At 33.7% G+C, this 26,390-nt stretch carries 21 protein-coding genes and 2 other annotated features; of the genes, 15 read left to right on the forward strand and 6 right to left on the reverse strand.

Annotation, left to right across the window (positions count from 1 at the left end; translation table 11 throughout):
- Positions 1–27: 27 nt before the first annotated feature.
- Positions 28–223, reverse strand: a binding site (T-box leader).
- 293 nt (positions 224–516) lie between these two features.
- From GX308_09170 to GX308_09200, 7 genes are all read left to right on the forward strand, one after another.
- A complete protein-coding gene (locus GX308_09170) occupies positions 517–4,131 on the forward strand; it encodes a starch-binding protein (protein NLK22222.1) in 3,615 nt (1,204 codons plus the stop codon).
- Between the two features lie 118 nt (positions 4,132–4,249).
- A complete protein-coding gene (locus GX308_09175) occupies positions 4,250–5,137 on the forward strand; it encodes a radical SAM protein (protein NLK22223.1) in 888 nt (295 codons plus the stop codon).
- A gap of 93 nt (positions 5,138–5,230) precedes the next feature.
- Positions 5,231–6,739, forward strand: a complete 1,509-nt coding sequence (locus GX308_09180) for a DUF1846 domain-containing protein (GenBank protein ID NLK22224.1) — start codon at positions 5,231–5,233, stop codon at positions 6,737–6,739.
- Between the two features lie 106 nt (positions 6,740–6,845).
- Positions 6,846–7,085 (forward strand) — a binding site (T-box leader).
- Positions 7,086–7,130: 45 nt separating this feature from the next.
- The gene (gene trpB / locus GX308_09185; GenBank protein NLK22225.1) at positions 7,131–8,315 is read left to right on the forward strand and encodes a tryptophan synthase subunit beta; all 1,185 of its coding nucleotides are present in this window, start codon (positions 7,131–7,133) and stop codon (positions 8,313–8,315) included.
- Positions 8,308–9,078, forward strand: coding sequence for a tryptophan synthase subunit alpha (locus GX308_09190; GenBank protein ID NLK22226.1), 771 nt, complete (start codon positions 8,308–8,310; stop codon positions 9,076–9,078). The genes trpB and GX308_09190 overlap by 8 nt, the downstream gene beginning before the upstream one ends.
- Before the next feature lie 48 nt (positions 9,079–9,126).
- Positions 9,127–9,969, forward strand: a complete 843-nt coding sequence (locus GX308_09195; GenBank protein NLK22227.1) for a hypothetical protein — start codon at positions 9,127–9,129, stop codon at positions 9,967–9,969.
- On the forward strand, positions 9,970–12,258 hold the full coding sequence (locus GX308_09200) for a DUF3160 domain-containing protein (GenBank protein ID NLK22228.1): 2,289 nt from the start codon (positions 9,970–9,972) through the stop codon (positions 12,256–12,258).
- Positions 12,259–12,334: 76 nt separating this feature from the next.
- Here GX308_09200 and GX308_09205 read toward each other — a convergent pair whose 3' ends face one another.
- From GX308_09205 to GX308_09220, 4 genes are all read right to left on the reverse strand, one after another.
- Complete coding sequence (locus tag GX308_09205) at positions 12,335–13,813, reverse strand: TIGR00341 family protein (protein NLK22229.1); 1,479 nt, start codon at positions 13,811–13,813, stop codon at positions 12,335–12,337.
- A gap of 106 nt (positions 13,814–13,919) precedes the next feature.
- Positions 13,920–15,014: a tRNA 2-thiouridine(34) synthase MnmA gene (gene mnmA / locus GX308_09210; GenBank protein ID NLK22230.1), complete on the reverse strand. Its 1,095-nt coding sequence runs from the start codon at positions 15,012–15,014 to the stop codon at positions 13,920–13,922.
- 44 nt (positions 15,015–15,058) lie between these two features.
- On the reverse strand, positions 15,059–15,229 hold the full coding sequence (locus GX308_09215; protein ID NLK22231.1) for a hypothetical protein: 171 nt from the start codon (positions 15,227–15,229) through the stop codon (positions 15,059–15,061).
- A gap of 51 nt (positions 15,230–15,280) precedes the next feature.
- Positions 15,281–15,847, reverse strand: coding sequence for a hypothetical protein (locus GX308_09220; protein ID NLK22232.1), 567 nt, complete (start codon positions 15,845–15,847; stop codon positions 15,281–15,283).
- A gap of 143 nt (positions 15,848–15,990) precedes the next feature.
- On the opposite strand from GX308_09220, the gene GX308_09225 reads away from it, so the two are divergent.
- The 4 genes from GX308_09225 (at position 15,991) to argC (ending at position 20,043) form a co-directional block, all read left to right on the forward strand.
- Positions 15,991–16,938 (forward strand): DMT family transporter, encoded by a 948-nt coding sequence (locus GX308_09225; GenBank protein NLK22233.1) that lies wholly within the window; start codon positions 15,991–15,993, stop codon positions 16,936–16,938.
- 70 nt (positions 16,939–17,008) lie between these two features.
- Entirely contained in the window at positions 17,009–18,709 is a 1,701-nt protein-coding gene (gene ade / locus GX308_09230) for an adenine deaminase (GenBank protein ID NLK22234.1), read from the forward strand.
- Between the two features lie 20 nt (positions 18,710–18,729).
- A complete protein-coding gene (locus tag GX308_09235; GenBank protein ID NLK22235.1) occupies positions 18,730–18,942 on the forward strand; it encodes a DUF4250 domain-containing protein in 213 nt (70 codons plus the stop codon).
- A gap of 144 nt (positions 18,943–19,086) precedes the next feature.
- A complete protein-coding gene (argC, locus tag GX308_09240) occupies positions 19,087–20,043 on the forward strand; it encodes an N-acetyl-gamma-glutamyl-phosphate reductase (GenBank protein ID NLK22236.1) in 957 nt (318 codons plus the stop codon).
- 145 nt (positions 20,044–20,188) lie between these two features.
- On the opposite strand, the gene GX308_09245 is transcribed toward argC, so the two are convergent.
- On the reverse strand, positions 20,189–21,688 hold the full coding sequence (locus GX308_09245; protein NLK22237.1) for a hypothetical protein: 1,500 nt from the start codon (positions 21,686–21,688) through the stop codon (positions 20,189–20,191).
- A 291-nt stretch (positions 21,689–21,979) separates the two neighbouring features.
- On the opposite strand from GX308_09245, the gene GX308_09250 reads away from it, so the two are divergent.
- From GX308_09250 to GX308_09265, 4 genes are all read left to right on the forward strand, one after another.
- Positions 21,980–22,174, forward strand: coding sequence for a hypothetical protein (locus GX308_09250; GenBank protein NLK22238.1), 195 nt, complete (start codon positions 21,980–21,982; stop codon positions 22,172–22,174).
- Positions 22,175–22,290: 116 nt separating this feature from the next.
- Positions 22,291–23,586: a glutamate-5-semialdehyde dehydrogenase gene (locus GX308_09255; protein ID NLK22239.1), complete on the forward strand. Its 1,296-nt coding sequence runs from the start codon at positions 22,291–22,293 to the stop codon at positions 23,584–23,586.
- Positions 23,587–23,602: 16 nt separating this feature from the next.
- Positions 23,603–24,280, forward strand: coding sequence for a cysteine hydrolase (locus GX308_09260; protein NLK22240.1), 678 nt, complete (start codon positions 23,603–23,605; stop codon positions 24,278–24,280).
- A gap of 91 nt (positions 24,281–24,371) precedes the next feature.
- Positions 24,372–25,046, forward strand: coding sequence for a uracil-DNA glycosylase (locus GX308_09265; GenBank protein NLK22241.1), 675 nt, complete (start codon positions 24,372–24,374; stop codon positions 25,044–25,046).
- A gap of 54 nt (positions 25,047–25,100) precedes the next feature.
- Here the strand turns inward: GX308_09265 and GX308_09270 are convergent, their stop codons facing one another.
- A complete protein-coding gene (locus GX308_09270) occupies positions 25,101–26,291 on the reverse strand; it encodes a F420-0--gamma-glutamyl ligase (protein NLK22242.1) in 1,191 nt (396 codons plus the stop codon).
- Positions 26,292–26,390 lie beyond the last annotated feature (99 nt).

A 26,390-nucleotide genomic window follows, 5' to 3' on the forward strand; every position in this document is an offset into this window, starting at 1 on the left:
TAAAAAAACCCTCCAACCCATCAATAAATATGGGACGAAAGGATCCGTGTTGCCACCCAAATTGTCATATAAAAATGACCACTTTATAGTACGATAAAGGGTACTAATCTTAGGCTTATGCCCATAGCTCAGAAAGTGGAAAGATTTACTATTTCGCCGATTTACACCAGCCATCGGCTCTCTAAAGAAATTTATAAATCGTAGCTTTCATCAATGCTATTTTAATTTATATCTTAATGTATTATATAACCATTTATACTAATTTGTAAAGGCTAATAATAACAATATAGATTTTAGGATAAAAAATCCAAGGTAGATAATTTGATTTATTGTGATGATTGTTGCAAGTTTAAAAAATATACTATATAATGATATGGCAATAAGAATATATAAATAAAAGATATTAAGCTATTTTTTGTTAAAACCTAACAATAAAAGGAAGGGTTTTAAATAGTTAAATAATATAATATATTTATTTAACTATCTAAAATAAATATAATATAGGAGGAAGGTATTATGAAAGAAGGTTTTAGGAGGAGGCTTAGTATAATTGTAACGCTGATACTTACATTTGTTACAATTATGGGGGGAATCCAGTATGATACCCCAAAAGCATTTGCAACAACCAATGGCACAACGGTACATTTTTATAAGCCGTCGGATTGGGGCAAAGTTAATATTTATTATTATGATGATGGTGGGGAAGCACAGGCTTGGCCAGGGGAATCGATGAATTCTACAGGGGGGAATTGGTATGAATTCAGAATAGATTCTATGAAAGCTCCTAATGTTATTTTTAATGATGGGGCGGGAAGACAGATTCCAGGCCAAAATCAACCAGGCATATCTATAACATCTGAAATATGGTATAAAGATGGTAAAATAACTTCGAATAATCCTGATTTGCCTAAAGGAGATATTAGTATAAATATCGAAAAACCAGATTTTTGGGATGAAATATGGATATGGTATGATGGGGATTTATCAACCCCGGCATGGGATACTACTGTATTAAGAAGTTCGCCTGGGGATATGGAGAACTATAGGGTAAATTGGTATACAAAAAAGATTAAAAGTACTGATAAAGTAGAGTTTTTATTTAATGATGGAACATGGAATAAAAAGCTAGATAACAATGGACGAGATTTTGAAACTACTAAAGATATTTGGATTAAGAAAGATGGAACAATACTCTATGAGGACCCGATAAAAGATATAAAGCCAGTTTCAATTGAACTTGATGGGGTATCCATGATGGATGTAGGGGATACGATTACAATAACATCTACAATAGTTTATAATGATGGGACGAGGGTACAAAAAGATGTAAATTGGATTATTGATGATTCATCCTTGGCTAGTATTGCAAACTTAATTAGTAAAGAAACTAAAATAACTGCAATAAAAGCAGGGGAACTATCATTAACAGCAACATTCGAAGACTTAACAGCAACCAAAAAAATTTCTATTACAGAGATAGAAGTATCAGATGAGTACATAAAGGTATTTTTTAAATCCCCTTGGGATACAGCAAAGATATATTATTGGGCTACAGAACCTGCATTGCCTTCAGTTAACTGGCCAGGAGTAAATATGACTCTTGAAGGGGATGGATGGTATAGTTACACTCTTGATGGAATAGAAGCAGCAAACTTAATATTTAACAATGGTTATGGTTCTCAAACAGAAGATTTAAAAAGGACTTCCGGAGAATGGTTTTATTATAATAATAGTTGGACGGATAAAGATCCAAGAATAGATATAACACCACCAATAATTACTGCAAACCCAAAGCCGGGAATATATGAAGAGGATACCCTAATTTTAAGTCTAACTGCAAAGGATAATGCAGATATAAATCCCAAAATATATTACACTACTGATGGGTCAGAACCAACTATTAATAGTGATTTATACAAAGAAGATATTATAATAAACAAAGATACAATCATAAAGGCAATAGCTGTTGATAAAGCAGGAAATACGTCCACAGTTTATGTTTTGGAATACACATTAAATCAGGATACAACACCCCCTGTCGTAGTGGCAAATCCACCATCAGGAAGATATTTAACAGCTCAAAACGTAACTTTTACAGTTTCGGATAATAAAGATTCTTCACCTAAACTTTATCTTTCAACTGATGGAAGAACTCCAGAGTTAACGGACGTTTTTTTGTATAATGGGCAAACGATTGCACTAAATAAAGATACAGTTATACGCACGATTGCCATAGATGCCTCTGGAAATAAAACGGAAAATTATTTTACCTATAATATAGGAGAATATAAATCGGAAGATTTCAGGGAAGAGACGATATATTTTGTTATGACAACGAGATTCTATGATGGAGATCCATCTAATAACGTTCATTGCTGGGATGATGAACAGGCAAAAAATCCGGATAGTGATCCTGCTTGGAGAGGAGATTTTAAAGGTCTTACCGAAAAGCTTGATTATATTAAAGCTTTAGGATTTAGTGCGATATGGGTAACACCTCCAGTTAAAAATGCCAGTGGATATGACTACCATGGCTACCACGCAATCAATTTTAGCGAAATAGACCCTAGGTATAAAACAAAATACGATAATTCAGCAGAAGAAGCATATCAGAAATTCATCGATGCAGCCCATTCAAAAGGTATGAAAGTAATTCAAGATATAGTTCTTAATCATACCGGAAACTTTGGAGAAGAAAATATCTTCCCAATGTTTACTAGAAACGATACGACTGGGCTAAACGAACCGATAGAAGAAGCCTTAACAAGGATTGATAATGGTAGATTACCAGATAATTATGATAGCTTAAATCCGAATATTCAATATGGTGCAAGAATTGATGCGATGAAGGAAGATAAAAACGATATAAATCATATTTATCACCATGAAAAAAGTTTGGATTGGGAAGGATATACTTGTCAAACCGGACAAATTGCCGGGGATTGTGTAGATTTAAATACAGAAAATCCATATGTTGCGGATTATTTAGTTGATGCCTATGCTAAATATATCAATATGGGGGTTGACGCTTTTAGAATTGATACCGTAAAACATGTATCAAGATTAACTTTTAACAATGAGTTCATACCTAAGCTACAGGCTGTAGGAGGAGAAAATTTCTACATGTTTGGTGAGGTTTGTACAAGAGTAAGGGATGTTTGGAATAGAGATAATCCAGCACTTTCAACACCTTTTTACACATGGAAGGAATCAAAAAATTATTCATGGGGTGATAGACTTACTAATGAGGCCAGCGTGGAACAAAATTACTATGATAACCAATCAGTATCTACTCAGCCATCTAGTGATAATACATTTTTGAGAGGAAATACCTATCATACCCCTGATATAAGCATGAAATCGGGACTTGATGTTATCGATTTCCCTATGCATTGGAATTTTGCAGATGCAAGGGATGCATTTAGAGTAGCTATTTATGGGGATTCAACTTATAATGATGCAACGTGGAATGTGGTATACGTTGACTCCCATGATTATGCTCCGGATTGTGCACCGGAAAACCAAAGATTTGCTTTAGGCCAAGATGTTTGGGCTGAGAATTTAAGTTTAACCTTTACATTTAGGGGTATTCCTTGCTTATATTATGGAAGTGAAATAGAATTCCAAAAAGGTAAACCTATTGACGTAGGTCCTAATGCTCCATTGAGTCAAACAGGCAGGGCGTACTTCGGAGACTATATAGAAGGAAATGTTCAGGTAAGTGATTTTGGAGTATATTCTAATGCGACAGGAACAATGGCTGAGACTTTAAGTCATCCTTTAGCACAGCATATAACCCGATTGAATAGAATAAGAAGAGAAATACCGGCATTACAAAAAGGGCAATATTCAGTGCAAGATATCAATGGCGGTGGAATGGCCTTTAAGAGAAGATATACAGAGAACGGAGTAGATAGTTTTGCTCTAGTTACTATTTCAGGAAATGCTACATTTAACAATATTCCTAATGGAAAATATGTAGATGCAATAACCGGGCAAGTGATTCATGTAACGAATGGTAGCCTTAGTGCAAATTGTAATGGAAAGGGAAATATGAGGATATTTGTACTGGATACACCACAAAATCCTGCTCCAGGCAAAATAGGAAACGATACTAGATACTTATATTAATTATAAAGAGGCCTTATCCCAATTTGGGATAGGGCTTTTTTATGTAATAGGAAGATACATTTCTATGCTATAATGATATAGGCATGACAAGAAGCATTATACAAACAGGTGGGATATTATGAAAAGATTTAAAAAGATATATGTGGAAATAACTAATGCATGCAATCTATCTTGCACTTTTTGCCCTAAGTCAAATAGAAAACCCCAATTTATGTCCATAGAAAACTTTAGAAAGATATTAAATCAAATAAGCCCCTACACCGAATATATATATTTTCATGTTAAAGGGGAACCGCTTTTACATCCCGACATAGATAAGTTTTTAGATATAAGTTATGAAAAGGGTTTTAGAGTTAATATAACAACAAATGGGACTCTTATAGATAAGGTTAGGGACAAAATAATAATGAAAAAATCCCTAAGGCAAATAAATTTTTCCCTTCATAGCCTATCGGGAAATCAAGGATATACCAGTGAAAAATCTTATATGAAAGATATTATTTCATTCACAAAGGAATCTATGGAAAAAACCAATCTTCTTATATCTCTAAGATTTTGGAATTTGAATTATGATGCTGGAATAAATGGGAGTATGGAAAGTAACAGGGGATTGCTTGAAATAATAGAAAAGGAATTCAAACTTCCATATAAAATAGATGAAAAGGTTATGCCTGGTAGGGGGATTAAGATTGCAGAGAGGGTATATATTAATCAGGATTATGAGTTTGCATGGCCGAATTTGAAAGAAAAAGAAGATGATGGAAGGGGCTTTTGCTATGGTCTTAGAAAGCAGGCGGCGATACTGGTTGATGGAACTGTAGTTCCTTGTTGTCTGGATGGGGAAGGAATAATTAATTTAGGTAATATCCACAATGTCGACTTTTCAAGAATTATAGAATCTAAAAGAGCAAAAGAAATATATGAGGGCTTTTCTAAGAGGTATGCAATAGAGGAATTATGTAGAAAATGCGGATATAAGAAAAAGTTTAATAATAATAATGAATGATTGTGTTTACATTAAATAAGAACTATGTAATAATAAAAAGTTGTACGAAGTAAGATTGAACCTAATAATTATGCTATGAAGTGAGGAAAGAGAATGAAGATTGGATTTGATCATAAAAAATACTTGGAAGAACAATCAAAATATATTTTGGAAAGAGTAAATAATTACGACAAGCTTTACCTAGAATTTGGAGGGAAGCTATTATATGATCTTCATGCCAAAAGAGTTTTACCCGGATTTGACGAAAATGGAAAAATTAAGCTTCTGCAGAAGATAAAAGAAAAGGTAGAAGTGATAATCTGTGTTTATGCAGGTGATATCGAAAGGAATAAAATAAGAGGAGATTTTGGGATTACATATGACATGGATACCCTAAGGCTTATTGATGATTTAAGAAGATATCAATTGGACATCAACAGTGTTGTGATAACTAGGTTTGATGGACAGCCGGCAACAACAGTTTTTATCAATAAATTAGAACGAAGAGGAATAAAAGTTTATACCCATAGAGCCACTCAAGGATATCCGACGGATATAGATACCATTGTAAGTGATGAGGGATATGGGCAAAATCCTTATATAGAGACCACAAAACCAATCGTTGTAGTAGCGGCTCCGGGCCCTGGTAGTGGTAAACTAGCAACCTGCCTTAGTCAATTATATCATGAATTTAAAAGGGGAGTAGTAGCAGGATATTCAAAGTTTGAAACTTTTCCTGTATGGAATGTACCATTAAAACATCCCTTGAATATTGCATATGAAGCTGCCACAGTAGACCTTAAGGACGTAAATATGATTGATTCCTTTCATGTAGATGAGTATTCAGAAATTGCGGTAAACTACAATAGGGATATAGAAACCTTCCCTGTTTTAAAAAGAATTATAGAAAAAATCACAGGTAAGGAATCCATATATAAATCTCCAACGGATATGGGAGTTAATAGAGTGGCTTTTGGCATTATTGATGATGAGATTATAAAAGAAGCCTCAAAACAGGAAGTTATAAGAAGATATTTTAAGACGGGTTGTGAGTACAAAAAGGGATATGTAGATAGGGATACTTTTGAAAGAATCAAACTCATCATGGAGGAACTTAATCTAAAGGAAGAAGATAGAAATGTGGTTGTTCCTGCTAGAATTAGGTTAGAACAATTAAGAGAAACTACCAGGAGAACTGATGCTTGTTCTGTTGTAGCAATAGAGCTCGAAGACAGAACAATCTTAACGGGAAAAAGTTCTAATTTAATGGATGCAACTGCAGCAGTGATACTTAATGCAGTTAAGCATTTAGCCAAAATATCAGATGAAATTCCTTTGATTTCTCCTGTGATATTAGAACCTATTTTAAATTTAAAAACTAGAACCTTAGGCAGTATAAATCCAATACTAGATTGTGAAGAAATACTTATTGCTCTTAGTATATGTGCCGCAACTAACCCGGTTGCACAGATTGCCATGGATAGATTAGGTATGCTAAAAGGCTGTCAAGCTCACTCGACAACGATAATAAGCAGAAATGATGAACAAATTTTTGGGAAACTAGGTATCGATATTACCTGTGATCCTGAATATGCTACGCAAAATCTTTACTATAATATTTAGGCATTATCCAAATTTATAATAATGCTGTTGACAAAAATAAATGCCGGTGCTATTATTTTGGTACTGGGTATACAGTTTACTGGGTTATTCGTTTAATTTTATATGATATAAACCTATGAGCAAGAGGAGTAGGAATTATTAGTTGTATAAAGAGAGCCGCTAGATGGTGGAAATGCGGTTACAAGTATTATTCTGAATGGACTTGTGAGGGAAGTCTGAAATTATTAAGTACGAACTTACGGGAACCCGTCCGTTATCAGGGGGATGTATATGATAGTATACAGTTAGAGTGGGCTTTTTAGCCAATTTGGGTGGTACCGCAGAAGTATAAGCTTTTGTCCCTGTTTTAGGGATGAAGGCTTTTTTTATTTTGAAAAAAGGAGAATGTAAAATGTCAAAAGGAAGATTTGGAATTCATGGAGGGCAATATGTTCCAGAAACTTTAATGAACGCGCTCATAGAACTAGAAGAGGCATATAATTACTTTAAAAAGGATCCAAAGTTTAGGGAAGAACTAAAAGATTTATTGGATAATTATGCAGGGAGGCCGTCCTCACTTTATTATGCCAAAAAGATGACCGAAGATTTAGGGGGGGCTAAGATTTACCTTAAGCGAGAAGATTTAAACCATACAGGGTCCCATAAGATAAACAATGTTTTGGGTCAAGTGTTATTAGCTAAAAAAATGGGTAAGACTAGGGTTATTGCAGAAACAGGAGCAGGACAGCATGGGGTGGCAACCGCTACGGCTGCAGCCCTAATGGGGATGGAATGCGAAATATATATGGGTAAGGAGGATACCGACCGCCAAGCACTTAATGTTTTTCGTATGGAACTTTTAGGAGCTAAGGTTCATCCTGTTATTAGTGGAACCCAAACTTTAAAAGATGCTGTAAATGAAACTATGAGAGAATGGACTAAAAGAATAGATGACACTCATTATGTTTTAGGATCGGTTATGGGACCCCATCCATTTCCAACTATAGTTAGGGACTTTCAAAGTATTATTGGCCGTGAAGCAAGAAATCAAATTTTAGAACAAGAAAAAAGACTCCCTAATGTTGTTATGGCTTGCGTTGGCGGGGGAAGTAATGCAATAGGATTGTTCTATGATTTTATCAAGGATAAAGATGTTCGCCTCATTGGTTGTGAAGCGGCAGGATACGGGGTGGATACAGATAAAACTGCTGCAACCATGGCAACAGGAACTCTAGGAATATTCCATGGAATGAAGTCTTATTTTTGTCAAGATGAATATGGTCAAATTGCACCGGTATACTCTATTTCAGCAGGACTTGATTATCCAGGAGTAGGGCCGGAACATGCAAATCTTAAGGATATGGGTAGGGCAGAGTATGTGCCGGTTACGGATGATGAAGCTGTAGGAGCTTTTGAATATTTATCAAAAATTGAAGGGATTATTCCGGCAATTGAAAGTGCCCATGCAGTTGCCTATGCTAAGAAATTAGCTCCAACCATGGGTAAAGATGAAATTATTATAATTTGCCTTTCAGGTAGAGGGGATAAAGACGTGGCAGCCATGGCACGTCATAAGGGGGTAAAAATATATGAATAAATTAGAAAAAGTTTTTTTAAACAATAAAGCATTTATTCCTTTTATAACTGCCGGAGACCCATCTATAGAGATAACCAAAGAATTGGTTATAGGAATGGCTAAGGCTGGAGCAGATTTAATAGAGTTAGGGATTCCCTTTTCGGACCCCGTTGCGGAAGGACCTATAATCCAAGAGGCAGATGGTCGTGCATTATCAGGAGGAACAACCACGGATAAAATCTTTGATATGGTCAAGGAAATACGCAAAACCTGTGATATACCCATTGCATTTATGACTTATGCCAATCCGATTTTTACCTATGGTACTGAAAGATTTATGAAAAGATGTAAAGAAGTAGATGTATCTGCCGTAATCGTCCCAGATATACCTTATGAAGAAAAAGAAGAACTTTTGCCCTATTGTAGGGATTATGGAATTACTATGATTTCCATGATTGCCCCTACATCTAAAGATAGAATTCATATGATTGCTAAGGAAGCAGAAGGTTTTATTTACTGCGTGTCTTCTATGGGAGTAACGGGGGTAAGGGAAAAAATTAATGAAAATATCAAGGAAATGATAAGGCTTGCTAAAGAAGTCAAAGATATTCCCTGTGCCATAGGTTTTGGTATATCGACAAAAGAACAAGCAGGTAACATGGCTAAAATATCAGATGGTATAATAGTAGGAAGTGCCATAGTTAAGATAATAGCTAAATATGGTATGAATTGTACCCCCCATGTTATTGATTATATTAAAGAAATGAAAAAGGCGATTTCATAATGGTGTCTAGTACTTCTGTCATTGGTTATTAGAAAAGGGTTGGGTGAGATGATTAAAAAGGTTATTGGGATATTATCTATTGTTGCTTTAATCATAACGGGTATTTATACCATTAGGCCTTCTAATTCTTCATTGCAGATTTTTTTGGGAGGTCAAGAATATACGTTAAAATATAGCCTTAAAGGGGGATATATTGAATATGATGGGGATAAACATAGCCTAAAATCGTATAAAAATAATGTTATTGTGGATATAGCTATAGGAGATATTGACTCCGATGGGAAGGATAATATTTTAGTACTAGAAGGAAGGAAAAACTCTAGGTTTGCCGACCGATTGATTATTTATGATGTATCTACCACTTCCAATAAATTACATGTCAGTAAAAGGTATGAAAACAATATGGGCGCCATAAGACCATGGAAGATTGAATTATGCGAAATAGATGCAGATAATAATCCGGAAATCTTCATTATCGTAAATAAGACAATTCAAGAATCTTCTGAACTTCAAAACAGACCTTTCTTTTTTAACTTCAAAGAAGATAAATTAGTGAAGAAATGGACCGGTTCAAAATTAAGAGCGCCTTTTAGCAAGGCTTCTTTTGGGGATCTAAATGGCAATGGAAGTGATGAATTTATAGTTGTGGAGGAGATAGGAACGGGTGAATTTATTATATCCGCATACTATTGGTTTGGATTTGGATTCATACTTCAAGGGGAAAGTCATATATATGATAGAGTTGATTCCATCAGTATAGAAAAAAGCGATGGAAATGTTTTTATAAAAGCTAGAGTTAAGGATAGAAATATGGTAAAATCTGTTGTATTAGAACCTTCTTCAGAAAAGACGGAAAATGATATTTATTTATTAAAAGAGAGGGGTAATTAGATGTCAAAGAGGAATATTGCGATTTTTTTAGGTATTATTATGATGCTATCAGGCTGTAGTAAAAATGTTGAAACTCCCGTAGATAACTCGGCAGAAACTAATGCCATGGATAAAAAAATTCAAATAACGGATAGAGAAGAGACTGTCCTACCTGATGGCATAAGTTTAGTATGGAGGAATACATCAGAGTATTCTAATGAGGAGGTACCCTTTATAGCAACTAATTATACCCCGAAGGTTCCAAAGTATAATGTTGATAAAAACTTAGGCAATATAGTGAATATTTCACGCTTTGAAGGCCTTTCTAAGGAACAAGTTGGAAAATTAGCTAATAATGGATTCGTTGTTCTAAATCCCAATCCAGACAATGCCTACCATTATATGAAAATGTATGATATCTATGAGGAAAATGAATACAAATATATACCTAGTTTTATTTCAGTAGATGTAGCCCTTCATATGTACCATAAATTTTTTGATGAAACTCTAAAATCTGTAGAAAAAGAACATTTAAATGAAGCATTAAAAGAACTCACTAAAAGTATGTTAGATAAAACCAAAGCCTTATACCTACAAGCCCCTAATGAAGAAATAAAAAAAGATTTAGGAGATATTATGATATATTTCTCTGTTGCCAATAATCTTATCAACAGTACCTATGGGGATATACCCAAGGAGCTTATACCTATTGCTGAAAGAGAAATAAATGAAATTAAAAACACCAGTGGTTATATTAAATCCCCTTTGTTTGGTTTTGATATTAACTATGAGCAGTTTATAGCAAGAGGGCATTACACAGAGGATGAAGACTTAGAATCCTACTTTAAAACTATGATGTGGTACGGTTTGATTGGATACCCCTTTGAAGATGAGAGTGGAAGTTTTAATTATGATTTTATTGAAAAATCAATGATGATAACATACATTTCATTTTTGGAGATGAATGGTAGCAATGATATTGCTCTTTGGGATAAGATATACTCCCCTACTAATTTTTTTGTAGGCCAGTCCGATGATATTAATATCTTTAATATGAAGGAATTAATGATAAAGGTATACGGTGAAAATCTAACCCTGGGAAGTATCAAAGATGAAAAATATCGGAGCAAACTAGAAAAAGAAATAAAAAATCTTCCGATGCCGCAAATACAAAACAAATTGGTAACAGGGGCAGTAGATACCCCCACCAAAAGGCAGTTTAGGTTTATGGGGCAAAGGTATACTCTAGATGCCAATATCATGCAAGAATTAATGTTTCCTATCGAAAGGCCCATTCCTACAGGACTAGATGTTGCAGGAGCCTTTGGTAATAAGAGAGCCCAGAATATTGCCAAAGAATATAATTTGTATAAACTAGACGAAAAAGTGTATTCTAGTAATTTGGATAAGATGGAGAAAAAGGTTCAGGCCCTAGGCCAAGGAGACTGGCAGAGGAATATGTATAACGGTTGGCTGTGGACATTAAAAGCTCTTTGGACAAAAAAAGACAGTGTAGAAGGATTTCCAATGTTTATGCAAAATCAAGCTTGGGAAGATAAAAACATATCCAGTGGCTTGGGCTCTTATGCAGAACTTAAACATGATACAATACTTTATACAAAACAACCTGTAGCAGAAAAGGGTGGAGGAGAAGAGTTAGAAGAATACATACCTAATTATGTAGAGCCAGCAGTTGAGGTGTACGATAGGTTGCTATGGCTAGTAAAGTATTCTAAAGTTAATTTAGAAAAAAGGGGCCTATTACCTGAGGAAAAAGCCTTTGCCTTAGAAAGCATGGAAGAGGTTTACGAATTATTTAGGACCTGTGCAGTGAAAGAATTAGAAAATATACCTATTACTGAAGAGGAAAATAGAAGTCTGAAGTATATTGGAGGAAGCTTAGAATATATTGACGATTCCTTAGCATCTTATTATAGGCAGCCTAAAAGCTCTGCGGTCATTTCTGATGTAGCTGGTATAGCTGATACAGGAGAATTTTTGGAAATTGGTACAGGATTACCTAATGATATCCTAGTAGCCACCTATAATAATAATGGGAAGGTATATTTGACTAGAGGGGTCGTGTATAGTTACTATGAATTTTTATGTGATAAACCTTTGACAGATGAAGAGTGGCATGAGCAGTTAGGTATTAGAAAAATGAAAGATGGGGAATGGGAATGGGAACAAATCGTTCCAGAACTTCTTCAAAAAGGTGCCCCTGCACAGCCTAAATGGATGGGTTCATTTAAATCTTTCGAGGAAAATAAAATAAATATACCAGGTATAGAATATATAATAGAATACTAAATTAAAAGGGGCAGCATATAGAGTTAGGCTGCCCTTTTTAATAGTTAGATTTTTGGAATAAAGTAGAGAGGATTTACTACATTTTCCCCAATGTGGAAGATGTATTAGATTTTCCTATTATTTCATTAGGTAAAACCTCAGATACCCCAGTAGATTCCGGCAAGGAAAGCGGAGCTATAGGCACTGCATAATTTGTGAATAACTCGACATCGGGATTATTGGTTTTAGTTTTGAACCATTCTTTTATTTTTGATAGATCCTCTATTGGAAGTTCGTGGGATACATTTATTGTTGCAATGATTATTTCTTTCATCTCTTCATTTTGGGATTTGAAGGTTTTGGCCCTTCCGATAGATAAATCAGTAATTTCAGGGTAAAGGGTCCTTATTTCATTATAAAGACCTTTAACATCAAATTCATAATTAAGTTTGTATTTATAGAGCTCATTTTCCAAGAGTTCTATTTTCTTATCCCTATCACCTAAAGCAATTTGGTTGTTTTGGTAAAGCTCCTCATTTATGATTCGTTTCACATCGTCCTGCCCTAAAGAAGTAGGGGTATCGCTTTGGGTAATCCTTAGATTTAAATTGTCAAGTTTATATTGACTTAGTTTATTATTTAATACTTCTACGGAATCCGCATTTATCCTACTTCCAAATACAATCACTTCTAAGGTATTGTTTGCGCTATCAAGATATTTATTTAGTACCCTCGTATTTTCAAATATAAATTCTTTCTCAATAAAAGTATTTATACTGCTTTCAGTGATGGTATCCTTTACAATACCGTACCCAAGGTAAATACTTGGAAGAATCGTAAGAATACCTATAGCATATATGAGCAACTTAACCCGCTTTTCAGCAACAGAATCTATGTAGGTCTTTTTGGGAATACCCATTATTTTAATGATTATGAAGGTTGCAATGCATATGAAGAAACTATTGATAAAAAAGAGATAGAATGCCCCGAAAAAGTATTTCATTTCCCCCATTGCAAGTCCATACCCGGCAGTGCATAAGGGGGGCATTAAGGCTGTAGCTATAGCAACCCCGGGAATAACATTACTCTTTTCTTTTCTAGTAACTCCAATTATACCGGCCGTTCCTCCAAATATAGCAATCAAAACATCCCAAATGGTGGGGGTGGTACGGGCTAGTATTTCCGAACGGGCTGTAGAAATAGGACTCAATTTAAAATATACATAGGATGTGATAATGCAAATGATAATCTGGAGCATAAGTCCTAAAAATGCCTTTCGAACCAATTTAAGATTATTGGTAGCCAATCCATAACCCATGGTCATAATAGACCCCATAAGTGGGGAGATTAGCATAGCTCCTATTATTATGGCTGTAGAATTCATATTAAGTCCAATGGAGGCAATAAAGATTGCCAGTATCAGTATAACCGCATTAGAGCCCTTAATACGAGAAGAACTTTGCATAGTGTTATGTATTTCTTCGTTAGAGGCTTTATCGGTATCAAGCCTAAAACTTGATACCATCATTTTCTTAAAAGATACAAAAATTTTATTTTCAAAAATCGAATTGAACATATATTTCATCCCTCTAAATTAGTTTATTTTAATTAGTATTATATATTATTATAGAGGATTTTCAAATATTATGTTCTTTTTTAACGAAAAAGGTGAAAATAAATTCCTATTTTATTACTTTATCAATGGTGCCTCCACCTAAACATTCATTATCATTATAAAAAACTACAGCTTGCCCAGGTGTTATTGCCTTTTGAGCTTTTTTAAATGTAACCTTACAGGCATTTTTATCTAATAATTGAACTTTGACCTCTTGATCGGGTTGTCTATATCTGAATTTAGCCATGCAATCAAATTCTTCAGATTTATTTTTTTTACTTATCCAATTCATATCTACAGCAATCAATCCTTTGGAATAAAGACTTGGATGCTTTTCCCCTTGAACTACATATAAAATATTGTTTTCCAAATCCTTATCGGCAACAAACCAAGGCTCCCCTGTGCCCATTCCACCTATGCCAAGGCCCTTTCTTTGTCCTAAGGTATAATACATTAAACCATCGTGATTTCCTAAAATTTCACCATCAATAGAGCGTATTTCACCGGGTTGTGCGGGCAAATAATGACTCAAAAACTTCTTAAAATTCCTTTCTCCTATAAAACAAATCCCCGTGCTATCTTTTTTTTGGGAAGTAGATAGTTTATAGTTTAGGGCAATTTCCCTAAGCTGAGGTTTTGTTAAATTGCCTATGGGAAAAAGGGCCTTGGATAATTGGTATTGATTTAATTGACTCAAAAAATAGGTCTGGTCTTTATTCGTGTCGATGGCCTTAAGTAGCTTATATTCCCCATTAGATAATTCAACTCTTGCGTAATGACCGGTTGCAATATAGTCTGCCCCTATTTTTAGGGCGTTTTCCAAGAAAGCTTTAAATTTAATCTCTTTATTACATAATATATCGGGGTTGGGAGTCCTACCTTTTTTGTACTCATCTAAAAAGTAAGTAAATACCTTATCCCAATATTCTTTTTCAAAATTAACTGTATAATAAGGGATGTCTATTTGGCTGCATACTCGCCTTACGTCTTCATAGTCTTCTTCGGAAGTGCAGTAACCAAAGTCATCAGTATCATCCCAGTTTTTCATGAAGATTCCAATAACATTATATCCTTGTTCTTTGAGGAGCAATGCTGCCACAGAAGAATCAACTCCACCGGACATACCTATTACAACCTTGGTGTTTTTGGGTTCTATTTCCATTATGCATACCCCCTATTTGTATTTTGAAGAACCTTAGTGGGTTGTTAGTCAAGATGGTTATCGATATAATTTATCATTTTTTCTCTTTCTTGTATACTTTCGATTATTTTTTCCTTTAATTTAGGGCTATGATCCTTAGATAATTCTTTAATGGCATGTTCTTGTTTATCAATGGCATCTTTTTTGATTTCTTCATAAGAGCGATTATCGCCCATTTTAAAAACCCCTTTCTAGATTATTAAATTTACAATATTTATTATTCCCATTTACTCCGTATACATGAATTTAATATCTGCATCATACAACCTCTTATACAATCTATACTTATTATGCATTTTACTAGTTGTCATAAAAACATTAGTAAAAAACTCCCATAAAAATACCCAGCCACCTATGAAAATACCCTCATGTATAACTTGCAAGATTATATTTTCTGTTTCCATAAAGAAAAAATATCCGATAGTCAATAAAAACACAGCAAATAGAAAATCGTATAAGGTTTTTTTGTGTAAATCTAATCTGGATATATTTAGCTTTTCGAGGGCATATTTATAATAATTTTTATAAGCAGAAAGTAGGGCTGTTTCTTTTTTGGGGGCTTTTTTATTTAAAGGAATATAAAGGACAATATTAATATTAAAATTTAGCGGTATATCTTCTGAGGAATTGATTATGAAATCATTAAATTCATCTTCTATATCCCTTTTTTTAAAAGGAGAAGGATCCCAATCATCATAAACGTCATCATAATCATCGAGGGATACTTCAATTAAATAGGATTTAGAAGTCTCATCAAATTTATATATTTTTTGAAAGTATTTTTTCTTTCTCATAATTATCACCCAGAATTATTATAGTGCATTTTTTATGATTGTGCATATACTTTTATAAGAATATATGAACTGTATGCTTTTAAATAAATTGTGATATAATCAATACTAGTATATACAATTGACAGAAAGGAATACATATATTCATGGAGAGTAAAAAGTTTTTTAAAAATCAGTACTATGTTATAGCAATTGCTATTTTTTGCTCAGTTTTATGGGGAAGTGCTTTTCCTGTTTTAAAGGTTAGTTATGAAGAAATCGGGCTAGGAGCAGATGATTTTTACGGTAAGATTGTATTTGCAGGAATGAGATTTTTTCTTGCAGCTATTTTTTTGTTTATTATTATTCAATGGGTAATTAAAATACCTCTTAAAGTGGATAAAAAGACGTTTTTTGAACTTTTTATTTTAGGGATGTTTCAAACAGCATTACAGTATTTCTTTTTTTATAATGGTCTTGCCCATACCACAGGAATAAAAGGTTCAATATTGGGTTCTATAGGGACGTTTTTTGTTGTTTTATTTGCCCATTATATATACCAGGATGATAGAATGGATATTAAAAAGGTTATAGGCCTTATAACAGGATTTGGGGGTATTATTATAGCTAATTTGGGTAAGGGCGGTGGACAAGCATTTACCCTATCCTTTTCTTTTGTAGGAGAGGGATTTATGATTTTGTCAGGGCTTGTTAGTGCATGGGGTACTATTTTGGCTAAAAAACTAGCAAAAGATATTCACCCTTTTGTAGTAACAGGATGGCAGATGTTTTTGGGGGCTATTGCAATGCTTTTGTTCGGAGTTACCGGTAGTAAATCTTGGATGGCCTTTTCATTTACCCCTAAGGCATGGATTTTATTTATTTATTCCGCCTTATTATCGGCAGTAGCCTTTGCACTTTGGTACGGCTTATTAAAATATAATAAGGCAGGAGAAATAACATTATATCGTTTTATGACCCCTGTATCTGGTAGTTTACTATCTGCCATTTTTATTCCAGGAGAAACTTTCACCGTAGGGCTACTTTGGGGAATTATTTTAGTATCTGTGGGATTTTTAGCCGTTAACGGGCGTAAAAATAACCTGAAAGTATAAATAGGAATAATATGAAGTAATTACCTATAATATTAAAGAAGACAATTTTTATGAGTTAAAGGAGTATTGTATGGGATATAATAATTTTAAAAAGGCTTCTCAAATTGCCTTGGGAAAGGCTAAGGCAGATTTAGTATTAAAAAATGCCAACATAATCAATGTTTTTAGCGAAGAAATAATCAAAGGCGATATAGCTATAAATGGTGGAATAATCATTGGTATTGGTGAATACGAGGGAAAAACGGAACATAATTTGGGAGGAAAGTTCGTATGCCCAGGGTTTATTGACTCTCATTTGCACTTAGAATCTACCCTAGTCCCGCCGCCAATACTACTTCATAATGCTGTTTTGTTCGGAACGACTACCTACATTGTAGACCCCCATGAATCTGTTAATGTAAGCGGTTTAGATGGACTCGATTATATATTAGAGCAAACTAAAGATGTTCCTGCTAATGTTTTTGTTATGATACCATCTTGTGTACCGGCAGCCCCTATGGAGGATAATGGGTATGAGTTCGGTGTAAATGAAATGAAAAGATACATTAATAACGAAAGAATATTAGGGCTTGGGGAAGTTATGGATTATAATGCAGTAATAAATGCAGATATCTCCATGTTTGAAAAGCTCAACCTATTTAAAAATAAAATAATAGATGGCCATGCACCTTTTTTAAATGATAAGCAATTGGCAGCATATACTTTAGCCGGAATAGTTACAGACCATGAATGCTGTGATTTTGAATATGCCATAAAAGAGTGCAGAAACGGAATGCAGGTACTTATTCGTGAAGGCTCAGCAGCCAAAAATCTTGAGGCTATCGTAAAAGGGATAATAAAAAATAATATAGATACAACATGTTTTTCCTTTTGCACAGATGATAAACATATCGAGGAAATCAAAAAGGAAGGACATATCAGTTACAACATAAAAAAATCCGTATCCCTGGGGTTAAATCCAATACAGGCAATAAAAATGGCAACCATCAATGCAGCCAGATGTTACAATCTAAAAAACCTAGGTGCAATTGCCCCAGGATATCAGGCAGACTTGGTTATTCTAAAAGATTTGGAAAATGTTGAAGTAGAGACGGTATATTATAAGGGAAGCATAGTAAACGATAAAACCCCTATAGTTATTCCAAAGCCCAAGGATAAGATTAAAACTACCGTTAATATAAAAGAAATCTCGGAAGAAATGTTAGAAATCAAAGTACGAAACAATCCTATATCTGTAATCAAAATGATAGAAGGACAAATTGTGACAAAGCATATAAAGGCAAATGTCCCCAACAGGAATGGTATTTTTATTACCAACGAGGAATTTAATAAGGCCTGTGTAATTGAAAGACATAAACAGACGGGGAAAGTAGGTCTTTCCATCGTCACAGGATTTGGAATAAGAGATGGAGCAATTGCCTCTAGTGTTTCCCACGATTCCCATAATATTATAGTGATTGGTGATAATGATAAGGATATGATATTGGCAGTCAATGAGCTTATTAGAACACAAGGAGGGTATACAATCGTAGAAAAAGGTAAGGTACTTGAAACTTTGCCCCTACCTATTATGGGATTAATCAGTGATTTGGAATTTGACGAGGTTTCTTTAAGAATTAGCAAGATGATTAGCCATGCCCACAGAATGGGAGTCCCCATGGATATGGAACCTTTTATAACTCTTTCATTTATAGCTTTACCCGTGATACCAGAAATACGTATAACCACCAATGGACTTATGGATGTTGTTAATAATAGGATAATAAAATAATAAATATACATACAAGGAGAATGACAGTGAAGAATGATTATGTACCCCTAAGCGATCCCTATATACTACTTAGTTGGTTAAATATGAAATTAAGGGATGAATGTAGGGATTTGAAAGAACTATGTGAAAGATACAATCTATCAGAAGTGGTGATAAAAGATAAAATAAAAGCCATAGATTATGTGTATAAAAAAAGTACAAATCAATTTATTACGTCTATAACGGAAGAATGAATTAATACTTATTAAAAACAAGTGGAAATCTTACCACTTGTTTTTAATTTTTAGGGTTAAGCCTTAAATTTTGTTGAATAAATATTCAATGTAGTGTATAATTATTTAAAAAGTAACTAACTTTAAGTAATTGGAGGATGAATTATGAAATATAAAGTGTTCGTAGATGGGCAGATGGGAACCACAGGGCTCCAAATTCATGAAAGATTGGAGAAACACCCAAATGTCGAGTTAATGATGATAGACCCCGAAAAGAAAAAAGACATAGAAGAAAAAAAGAAATACCTAAACAATGCCGATATAGTATTTTTATGTTTACCTGATGAGGCAGCAAGGCAATCAGCTAAACTAGTAACAAACCCCAAAACAAAAATAATTGACCCCAGTGTAGGTCATAGAACCACGAAAGGCTGGACCTATGGAATGCCCGAATTAGTAAAAGGGCAAAGGGAAAAGATAGCTGCATCAAGCCGAGTAACAGTTCCGGGGTGCCATGCCTCAGCTTTTATATTGTCGGTTGCACCACTTATTAATATGAGGATTATGCCTAATGATTATCCTGTTACAGTTCATTCTCTTACAGGTTATAGTGGTGGTGGAAAAAACTTAATAGAAAAATATGAAAACAAAGAAGTTAACACCCCATATATAAAATCCCCAAGACCATACGCTCTAGGGCTTAGTCATAAGCATCTTCCCGAAATGAAAATGTATTCGGGACTTAAAAACGATCCGATTTTTCTTCCAATACTCAGCAATTATTATAAAGGATTGGCTGTAACTATACCAATATATAATCATCTATTATCTAAGAAAATGACCAGTGCGGAAATAGCCTTAAGTTTAGCTGAATATTATGAGGAGGAAAGATTCGTCAAAGTTATGCCTTATCAGCCGATGGACTTACTATTTGATGGTGGCTTTGATGTTACAGCATGTAATGATACTAATAAATGTGATATTTTCGTATTTGGAAATGATGAAAACGGAACTACCTTAATTCTTACAAGGCTAGATAACTTGGGCAAGGGGGCATCGGGAGCAGCGGTTCAGAATATGAATATAATTATGGGCATTGATGAGGATACAAGTTTAGAATAGTATATAGTTTCGTGTGATATATATGTAGATTTATAGGTTATTTAAATGGATTATGTCCTTAGTGAATCCATATTTTCGAATAAAGAAAGGTCCCTTTCTAGGTATTGGCTTTACCAAGAAGGGACCTTTTATTTTACTAAAGGTTCTATTTGCAGTTTAAGATAAGCTCAATTAGTTTTCCTTGGGATTTTGCATTTTCTATCATATCAGGGTCGATTAATGCTCCTAACTTAGCAATTATTACACCGCTATCACTAACAATATCTTTTAAAATGACTTTTCCTGTTAGAAACTCTGTTTGTTTCTGCTCAAACTTATCATCAAATTTAATTTCTTTAAGCTGTATTTCATCAGACTGCGAATCATTGGATTCATTAGCTTTTAAATCCTTTAAAATTTCATCAATAAAATCTTGTTCTTTATTTTTTGACTTCGTATTAAACTCCTGATTTGAAAAATTGTCTGTCTTATCAAAATCAAATAAGAAGCTACCGTAGTCATCTGATTCGTCGGCATCGTCATAAAAAGACATATCATCTTGTACTTCTTCTGTATGTGCGTTAACATCAGAATTCATAGGGTTGGAATCTAAAAAACTTTTTTCGTTTAAATCGTCTTCTTGATGTTCATTCATTGTAAGGTCATCTGCATCCATGTCATAAAAAAAATTATTGTAATCTGAATCCTTATCGTTATTATCTTCGGTTATTTCTTCATCAATTTCTAATGAAGGAGCAGTCTCAGATTCTAATGAATACATTTCAAAATCTAATGCTTCTTGAAGTTCATTAATATCATCTATAGTAATATCCTCTTCTTCTGTTTGTAGGTTTTCCTCGTTATCTGTAAAATTGATTTCTTTGTTGTTGTTTTCTTCAATATCTTCTACAGGTTCTTCAAATTTTAGGTTACCATCAAATTGGAGTTGTTCATTATAAATAAAGGGTTCTTCTTCCTCTATTATTTCAGTTATTTCATCAATATTTGTGTTTATTTCATTTTCGGTGGAAGGTAATATTAATGAAGGTTCTTCTTGCAATGTTATGCCTTTTTCAGGAACAATTTCTTGGGAAAACTCTTCATTGTTTATAATGGTTTCTTCTATAAGGCTAAAAAAAGAATTTTCAAACTCATTAATGAAATCATCGGGTGAATCACAAAGATTTTGAATAGCTTCATCTTTAACGATAATTGTATTTTTACCAAAGATAACTACATATTTGCTTGGTATCATTTTAACTTCTTTAATACCGTTATTATTCCTAATAAGTTCTAATGCAGTAACATATAATTTTTCTTGGTTTATATAAAAGCCACCAATCTTACCAAGATAATTTCCCTTATCGGTTAAAATTTCAGTATTAATCACCCTAATATTTTTTTGAAACAAATTAAGGGCTTTTTTGATGTCATTATTATCAAGCATTATATTATCATGTTTAACTATTATGGCATTATCTCCTACCCTAATAACATCCTTTGTTTGCATAACCATTGTAGTTGCCACTTCATCTTTGGGTTCTACCACTAAATAATCTACCATTCCAGTTTGGGAGTTGAAAATATAATTATTTATTTTGCCTATGTATTCAGCAGTAGCCATACTGATAATGCGTAAACCAATAATCTCATTCATCTTTTTCATAATATTACCCCTTTATTGTAAAATATACTTATATACATTTTAACTATATTTTGAATATATTTCAACAAGATTCAATACTTTCTAATAAGGAATTGATAAAATTTTAGTAAATATCCTTGTTTTAACACATATAATGTAAAAAAGAGGATGAATATTTTACTAATAAGTTGGAAAATATTTAAGAGCCGATTTATATACTACCATTTAATAAGGAACTTTTCTCAGCTTATCTGTATCTAGATTTTGCAAATTATTACATAGGAAGGTTTAGATGGATTTGCAAACTGGTTTATGATACAGGCACAAGAGGAAAGGGAATATGCCATTTTGTTTATACAGTATATGCAAAATAATAACCTAAAAGTTATCTTTGAGTCAATAGATAAGCCTGATAAAAAATATGATAGTTGTAAAGCTCCAGTGTTAGAGAGTTTAGAACATGAACAGTATATTACAAGTTCTATTAATGATATTTATACCAATTAGCATTAACTATTCTTGATTAAGCAAATGTCTTTCAAAAAGAAGGTGCCATTTGAATTATTGCATAAATCCCATAGCTATAGTATTATGGAATAAAAGTAATATGAGTGGGTGATTTTATGAATATTAAAGATATGGCAGTACAAGCAAAGCAGGCATCAATCAAATTAGCAATAGCAGATACAGAACTTAAAAATAAAGCATTAAATAAAATAGCTCAAGCCCTAAGGGAAAGAAAAGGTGAAATAATAAAGGCAAATGAACAAGATTTATACAATAGTGAAAAGGATAATCTTGCCCTGCCTCTTTTAAAAAGGTTGAAATTTGATGAAGCAAAGATTGAAGATGTAATACAAGGGATTGAAAGTTTGATCAGACTTGAGGATCCTGTTAATGTAACTCAGGCAGCTACTCAGCTAGATGATGGACTTGAGTTATATCGTATTAGCTGTCCTATAGGGGTAATTGGCATTATATTTGAATCAAGACCAGATGCATTGGTTCAAATTTCAACCCTCTGCTTAAAAAGCGGAAATGCAGCTCTCCTTAAAGGAGGTAGCGAAGCAAATAATACCAACAGGATTTTAACTGATATTATTAAAGAAGCTACAAAAGAAGCGGGTATTATTCCCGGCTGGATTCAACTTCTCGAAACTAGGGATGACGTAAATGAAATGCTTAAGATGGACAGACATATAGATTTGATTATTCCAAGGGGATCTAATGAATTTGTAAGATACATTATAGATAACTCGAGGATTCCCGTTTTAGGTCATGCAGATGGAATCTGCCATTGTTATGTGGATCAATTTGCTGATATTAATAAAGCCCTTAATATTGTAGTTGACTCTAAGACACAGTATGTTGCCGTATGTAATGCCACAGAAACTTTATTGGTTCACGAAAATATCGCGGAAGTGTTTCTACCAAAGCTAAAAGAAGAACTATATAAAAGGGAAGTTGAGCTGGTAGGATGTAAAAAAACAAGAAGTATTATAGACGTAGGTGTAGCTTCAGAAGAAGACTGGAAAACAGAATATCTAGATTATAAACTTTCAATCAAAATTATATCCAGTATAGAAGAAGCTATTGATCATATTAATCAATATGGTTCCGGACACACGGAGACAATTATAACAGAGGACAAACAAAATGCCTCGATGTTTATGAATCTTGTAGATTCAGGCAATGTTTTTTTAAATTGTTCTACTAGATTTAGTGATGGATTTAGATATGGCTTTGGGGCAGAGGTAGGAATTAGCACAAATAAAATTCACGCAAGAGGACCAGTTGGTTTAGATGGACTTTTAATTTATAAGTATAAGCTTATAGGAAATGGTCATGTCGTATCAGATTATGTTGACAAGACAAAAACTTTTAAACATAAAAAATTAAATAAAAAATTTAATGAATAATTTTGGAGGAAATATTATGCAGGGAATTAACAAAGAGTTATTTATTAAGAGAAGCTCAGAAACCCTAAGGCGTATGGTAGATGACTTTGAAAAATTAGAAATATTAGAGGTAGAATCTTTAGTAGGGGAAGCAGCTCTTATCCTCATGGATATGAATAATGGATTTGCACAAAAGGGAGCCTTATACAGCCCAAGAATTGAAGCATTAATTCCCGAGGTATCAAGAATTGCCCATAGCTTTTCTAAAAATAAGGATATACCTATTATTATTGTTAATGAAGATCATCTAGAGGATTCGAAAGAATTTGATGCTTATCCACCTCACTGCATAAGAGGAACAGAGGAAGCCAAAATAATTAAAGAGTTAGATGATATAGAAGATAAAATCATTATAGGTAAAAACTGTACCAATGCTTTTGTTGTAGATGAGTTTAGAGAAAAGTTTATCAATTTATATAATAGGGGTATTAAAAAGTTTGTAATCATAGGTGATTGCACAGATATATGTATTTATCAAGCAGCTATATCCATGCAGACGTATTTTATTCATAATAACTATGATGGTCAGGTTATTGTTCCTACCTATGGGATAGATACCTATGACCTTGATATAGCGAATCATGATGGAGATTTAATGAATATTGTGTTTATATACAGCATGATTGGAAATGGAGTAAAGGTTGTTAGAAAATAATGGGGTTGTCTCAGAAATTATTCTGAGGCAACCTTGTATTAGGTAAGCTTATTAGAATAGAATTAAATCTACAATAAAGGGGAAATTCATAATGGTGAATATCGAAAACGATTGGGATGAAGTTTTAAAAAATGAATTCGAAAAGGAATATTATAAGAAGCTTAGACAATTTCTTTTAAATGAATACAAAACAAAGACTATATATCCTAATATGCATAATATATTTGAAGCCTTAAAGTTAACATCTTATAAAGATACTAAGGTCGTAATATTAGGACAAGACCCCTATCATGGGGAAAATCAGTCCCATGGATTGGCTTTTTCTGTACAAAAAGAAGTCAAGATTCCACCATCCCTAAAAAATATATATAAAGAATTGCAAAATGATTTAGGCTGTTACATACCTAATAATGGATACCTAGTCCCTTGGGCAAAGCAGGGGGTTTTGCTTCTTAACACGAGTTTAACCGTAATAGCAAATAAAGCAAATTCCCATAGAAATAAAGGCTGGGAGCAATTTACTGATGTTATTATGCAACTTCTAAATAAAAAAGAATCCCCTATAGTATTTCTATTATGGGGAAACAATGCAAAAGAAAAGATTACCTACATAACAAATCCTAAACATTTAATATTGACCTCAGTCCATCCAAGTCCCCTTTCTGCCAGTAAGGGGTTCTTTGGATGCAAACATTTTTCGAAGACAAATAACTTTCTAAGGAAAATGGGAGAAACTGAAATAGAGTGGCAGATTCCCGATGTCTAGCCTTAAGGGGACTGCATATATGTAAGGGCAGGTTTTATGCCTACCCAAATTTATTTATTTTGCATAATTATCAAAATATCCTTGAATATATACAATAGGCGTTCCCTTATCTCCACTTCCAGAGGTTAAATCGCTAAGGGAGCCTATTAAATCGGTAAGTCTCCTTGGAGTGGTTCCTTGGGATTCCATAGAACCTACAAGATCTTCCCCTTTATTTTTAATGTATTCAGAAATTGCTTTTTTAAGCTCCTCGCCCTTCAGGTCGGAGAAATTATTATCTGCAAGATATTTTAACTTGATTTCGTTGGGAGTCCCCTCAAGTCCTTTAGTATACCCCGGTGAAACTACTGGGTCCGCCAGCTCCCAAATCTTGCCTACAGGATCTTTGAATGCCCCATCCCCATATACCATTACTTCAATTGTCTTTCCGGTAAGTTCTTTAATAGAGCCTTGAATTTCGTCCACTATGGGTTGACAGTTACGGGGGAAAAGTTTAACGGTTTCTTCTGTTGCTTTGTTGGAGCCTAAAAGCCCATATTCCTCATTATAACCATTACCATCGATGGGTGTGGATAATATATCATCAAGCCCATATATTCTATCTACCCCATTTGCCTTTAGAATCCTTTTTGTTCTAAGTCTTGTATGGACATCACATACAAGAACACTTTTTGTGTATTTTAAAATAGTCTTGGGATTATTGGAAAATATAACCTCACATTCAATGCCATATTCCTCAACTAAAGATTTATAATAATCAATATAATCGATACCAGTAAAAGTGTGTTTAATATATCCAAAGTAATCTCTAAACTGTTCTTCAGTCAATACATCGGTCCAAGGATTTACCCCTTTTTCGTCAAGAAGATCAATATCAACTAAATGATTTCCAACTTCATCTGAAGGATAGCTAAGCATTAATATGATTTTTTTGGCCCCTTTTGCAATTCCTCTAAGGCAAACAGCAAAACGATTGCGGCTTAAGATTGGGAAAATGATTCCAATAGTATCATCACCAAATTTATCCGTTATATCCTTTGCAATAGCATCGATACTAGCATAATTGCCCTGTGCACGGGCAACAACAGATTCAGTAATAGCAACTATATCCTTATCATGTATACTAAAGCCTTCAGTCTTTGAGGCCTTTAATATAGTATCTACAGTAATCTTTGCTATATTCTCCCCTTCATTGATGATTGGGGCACGAAGACCCATTGCAACTGTTCCTATCATTCTTTCCATTTGCATCTCTCCTTAACCCATAAGAGTAAAATCTATACTTGTATTATACATAATTTAATGATATAAGTAAAATAAATAGCTTTAATATTTGATATAAGG

The organism is Candidatus Epulonipiscium sp., from assembly GCA_012519205.1.
Taxonomy (GTDB): Bacteria; Bacillota; Clostridia; order Lachnospirales; family Defluviitaleaceae; genus JAAYQR01.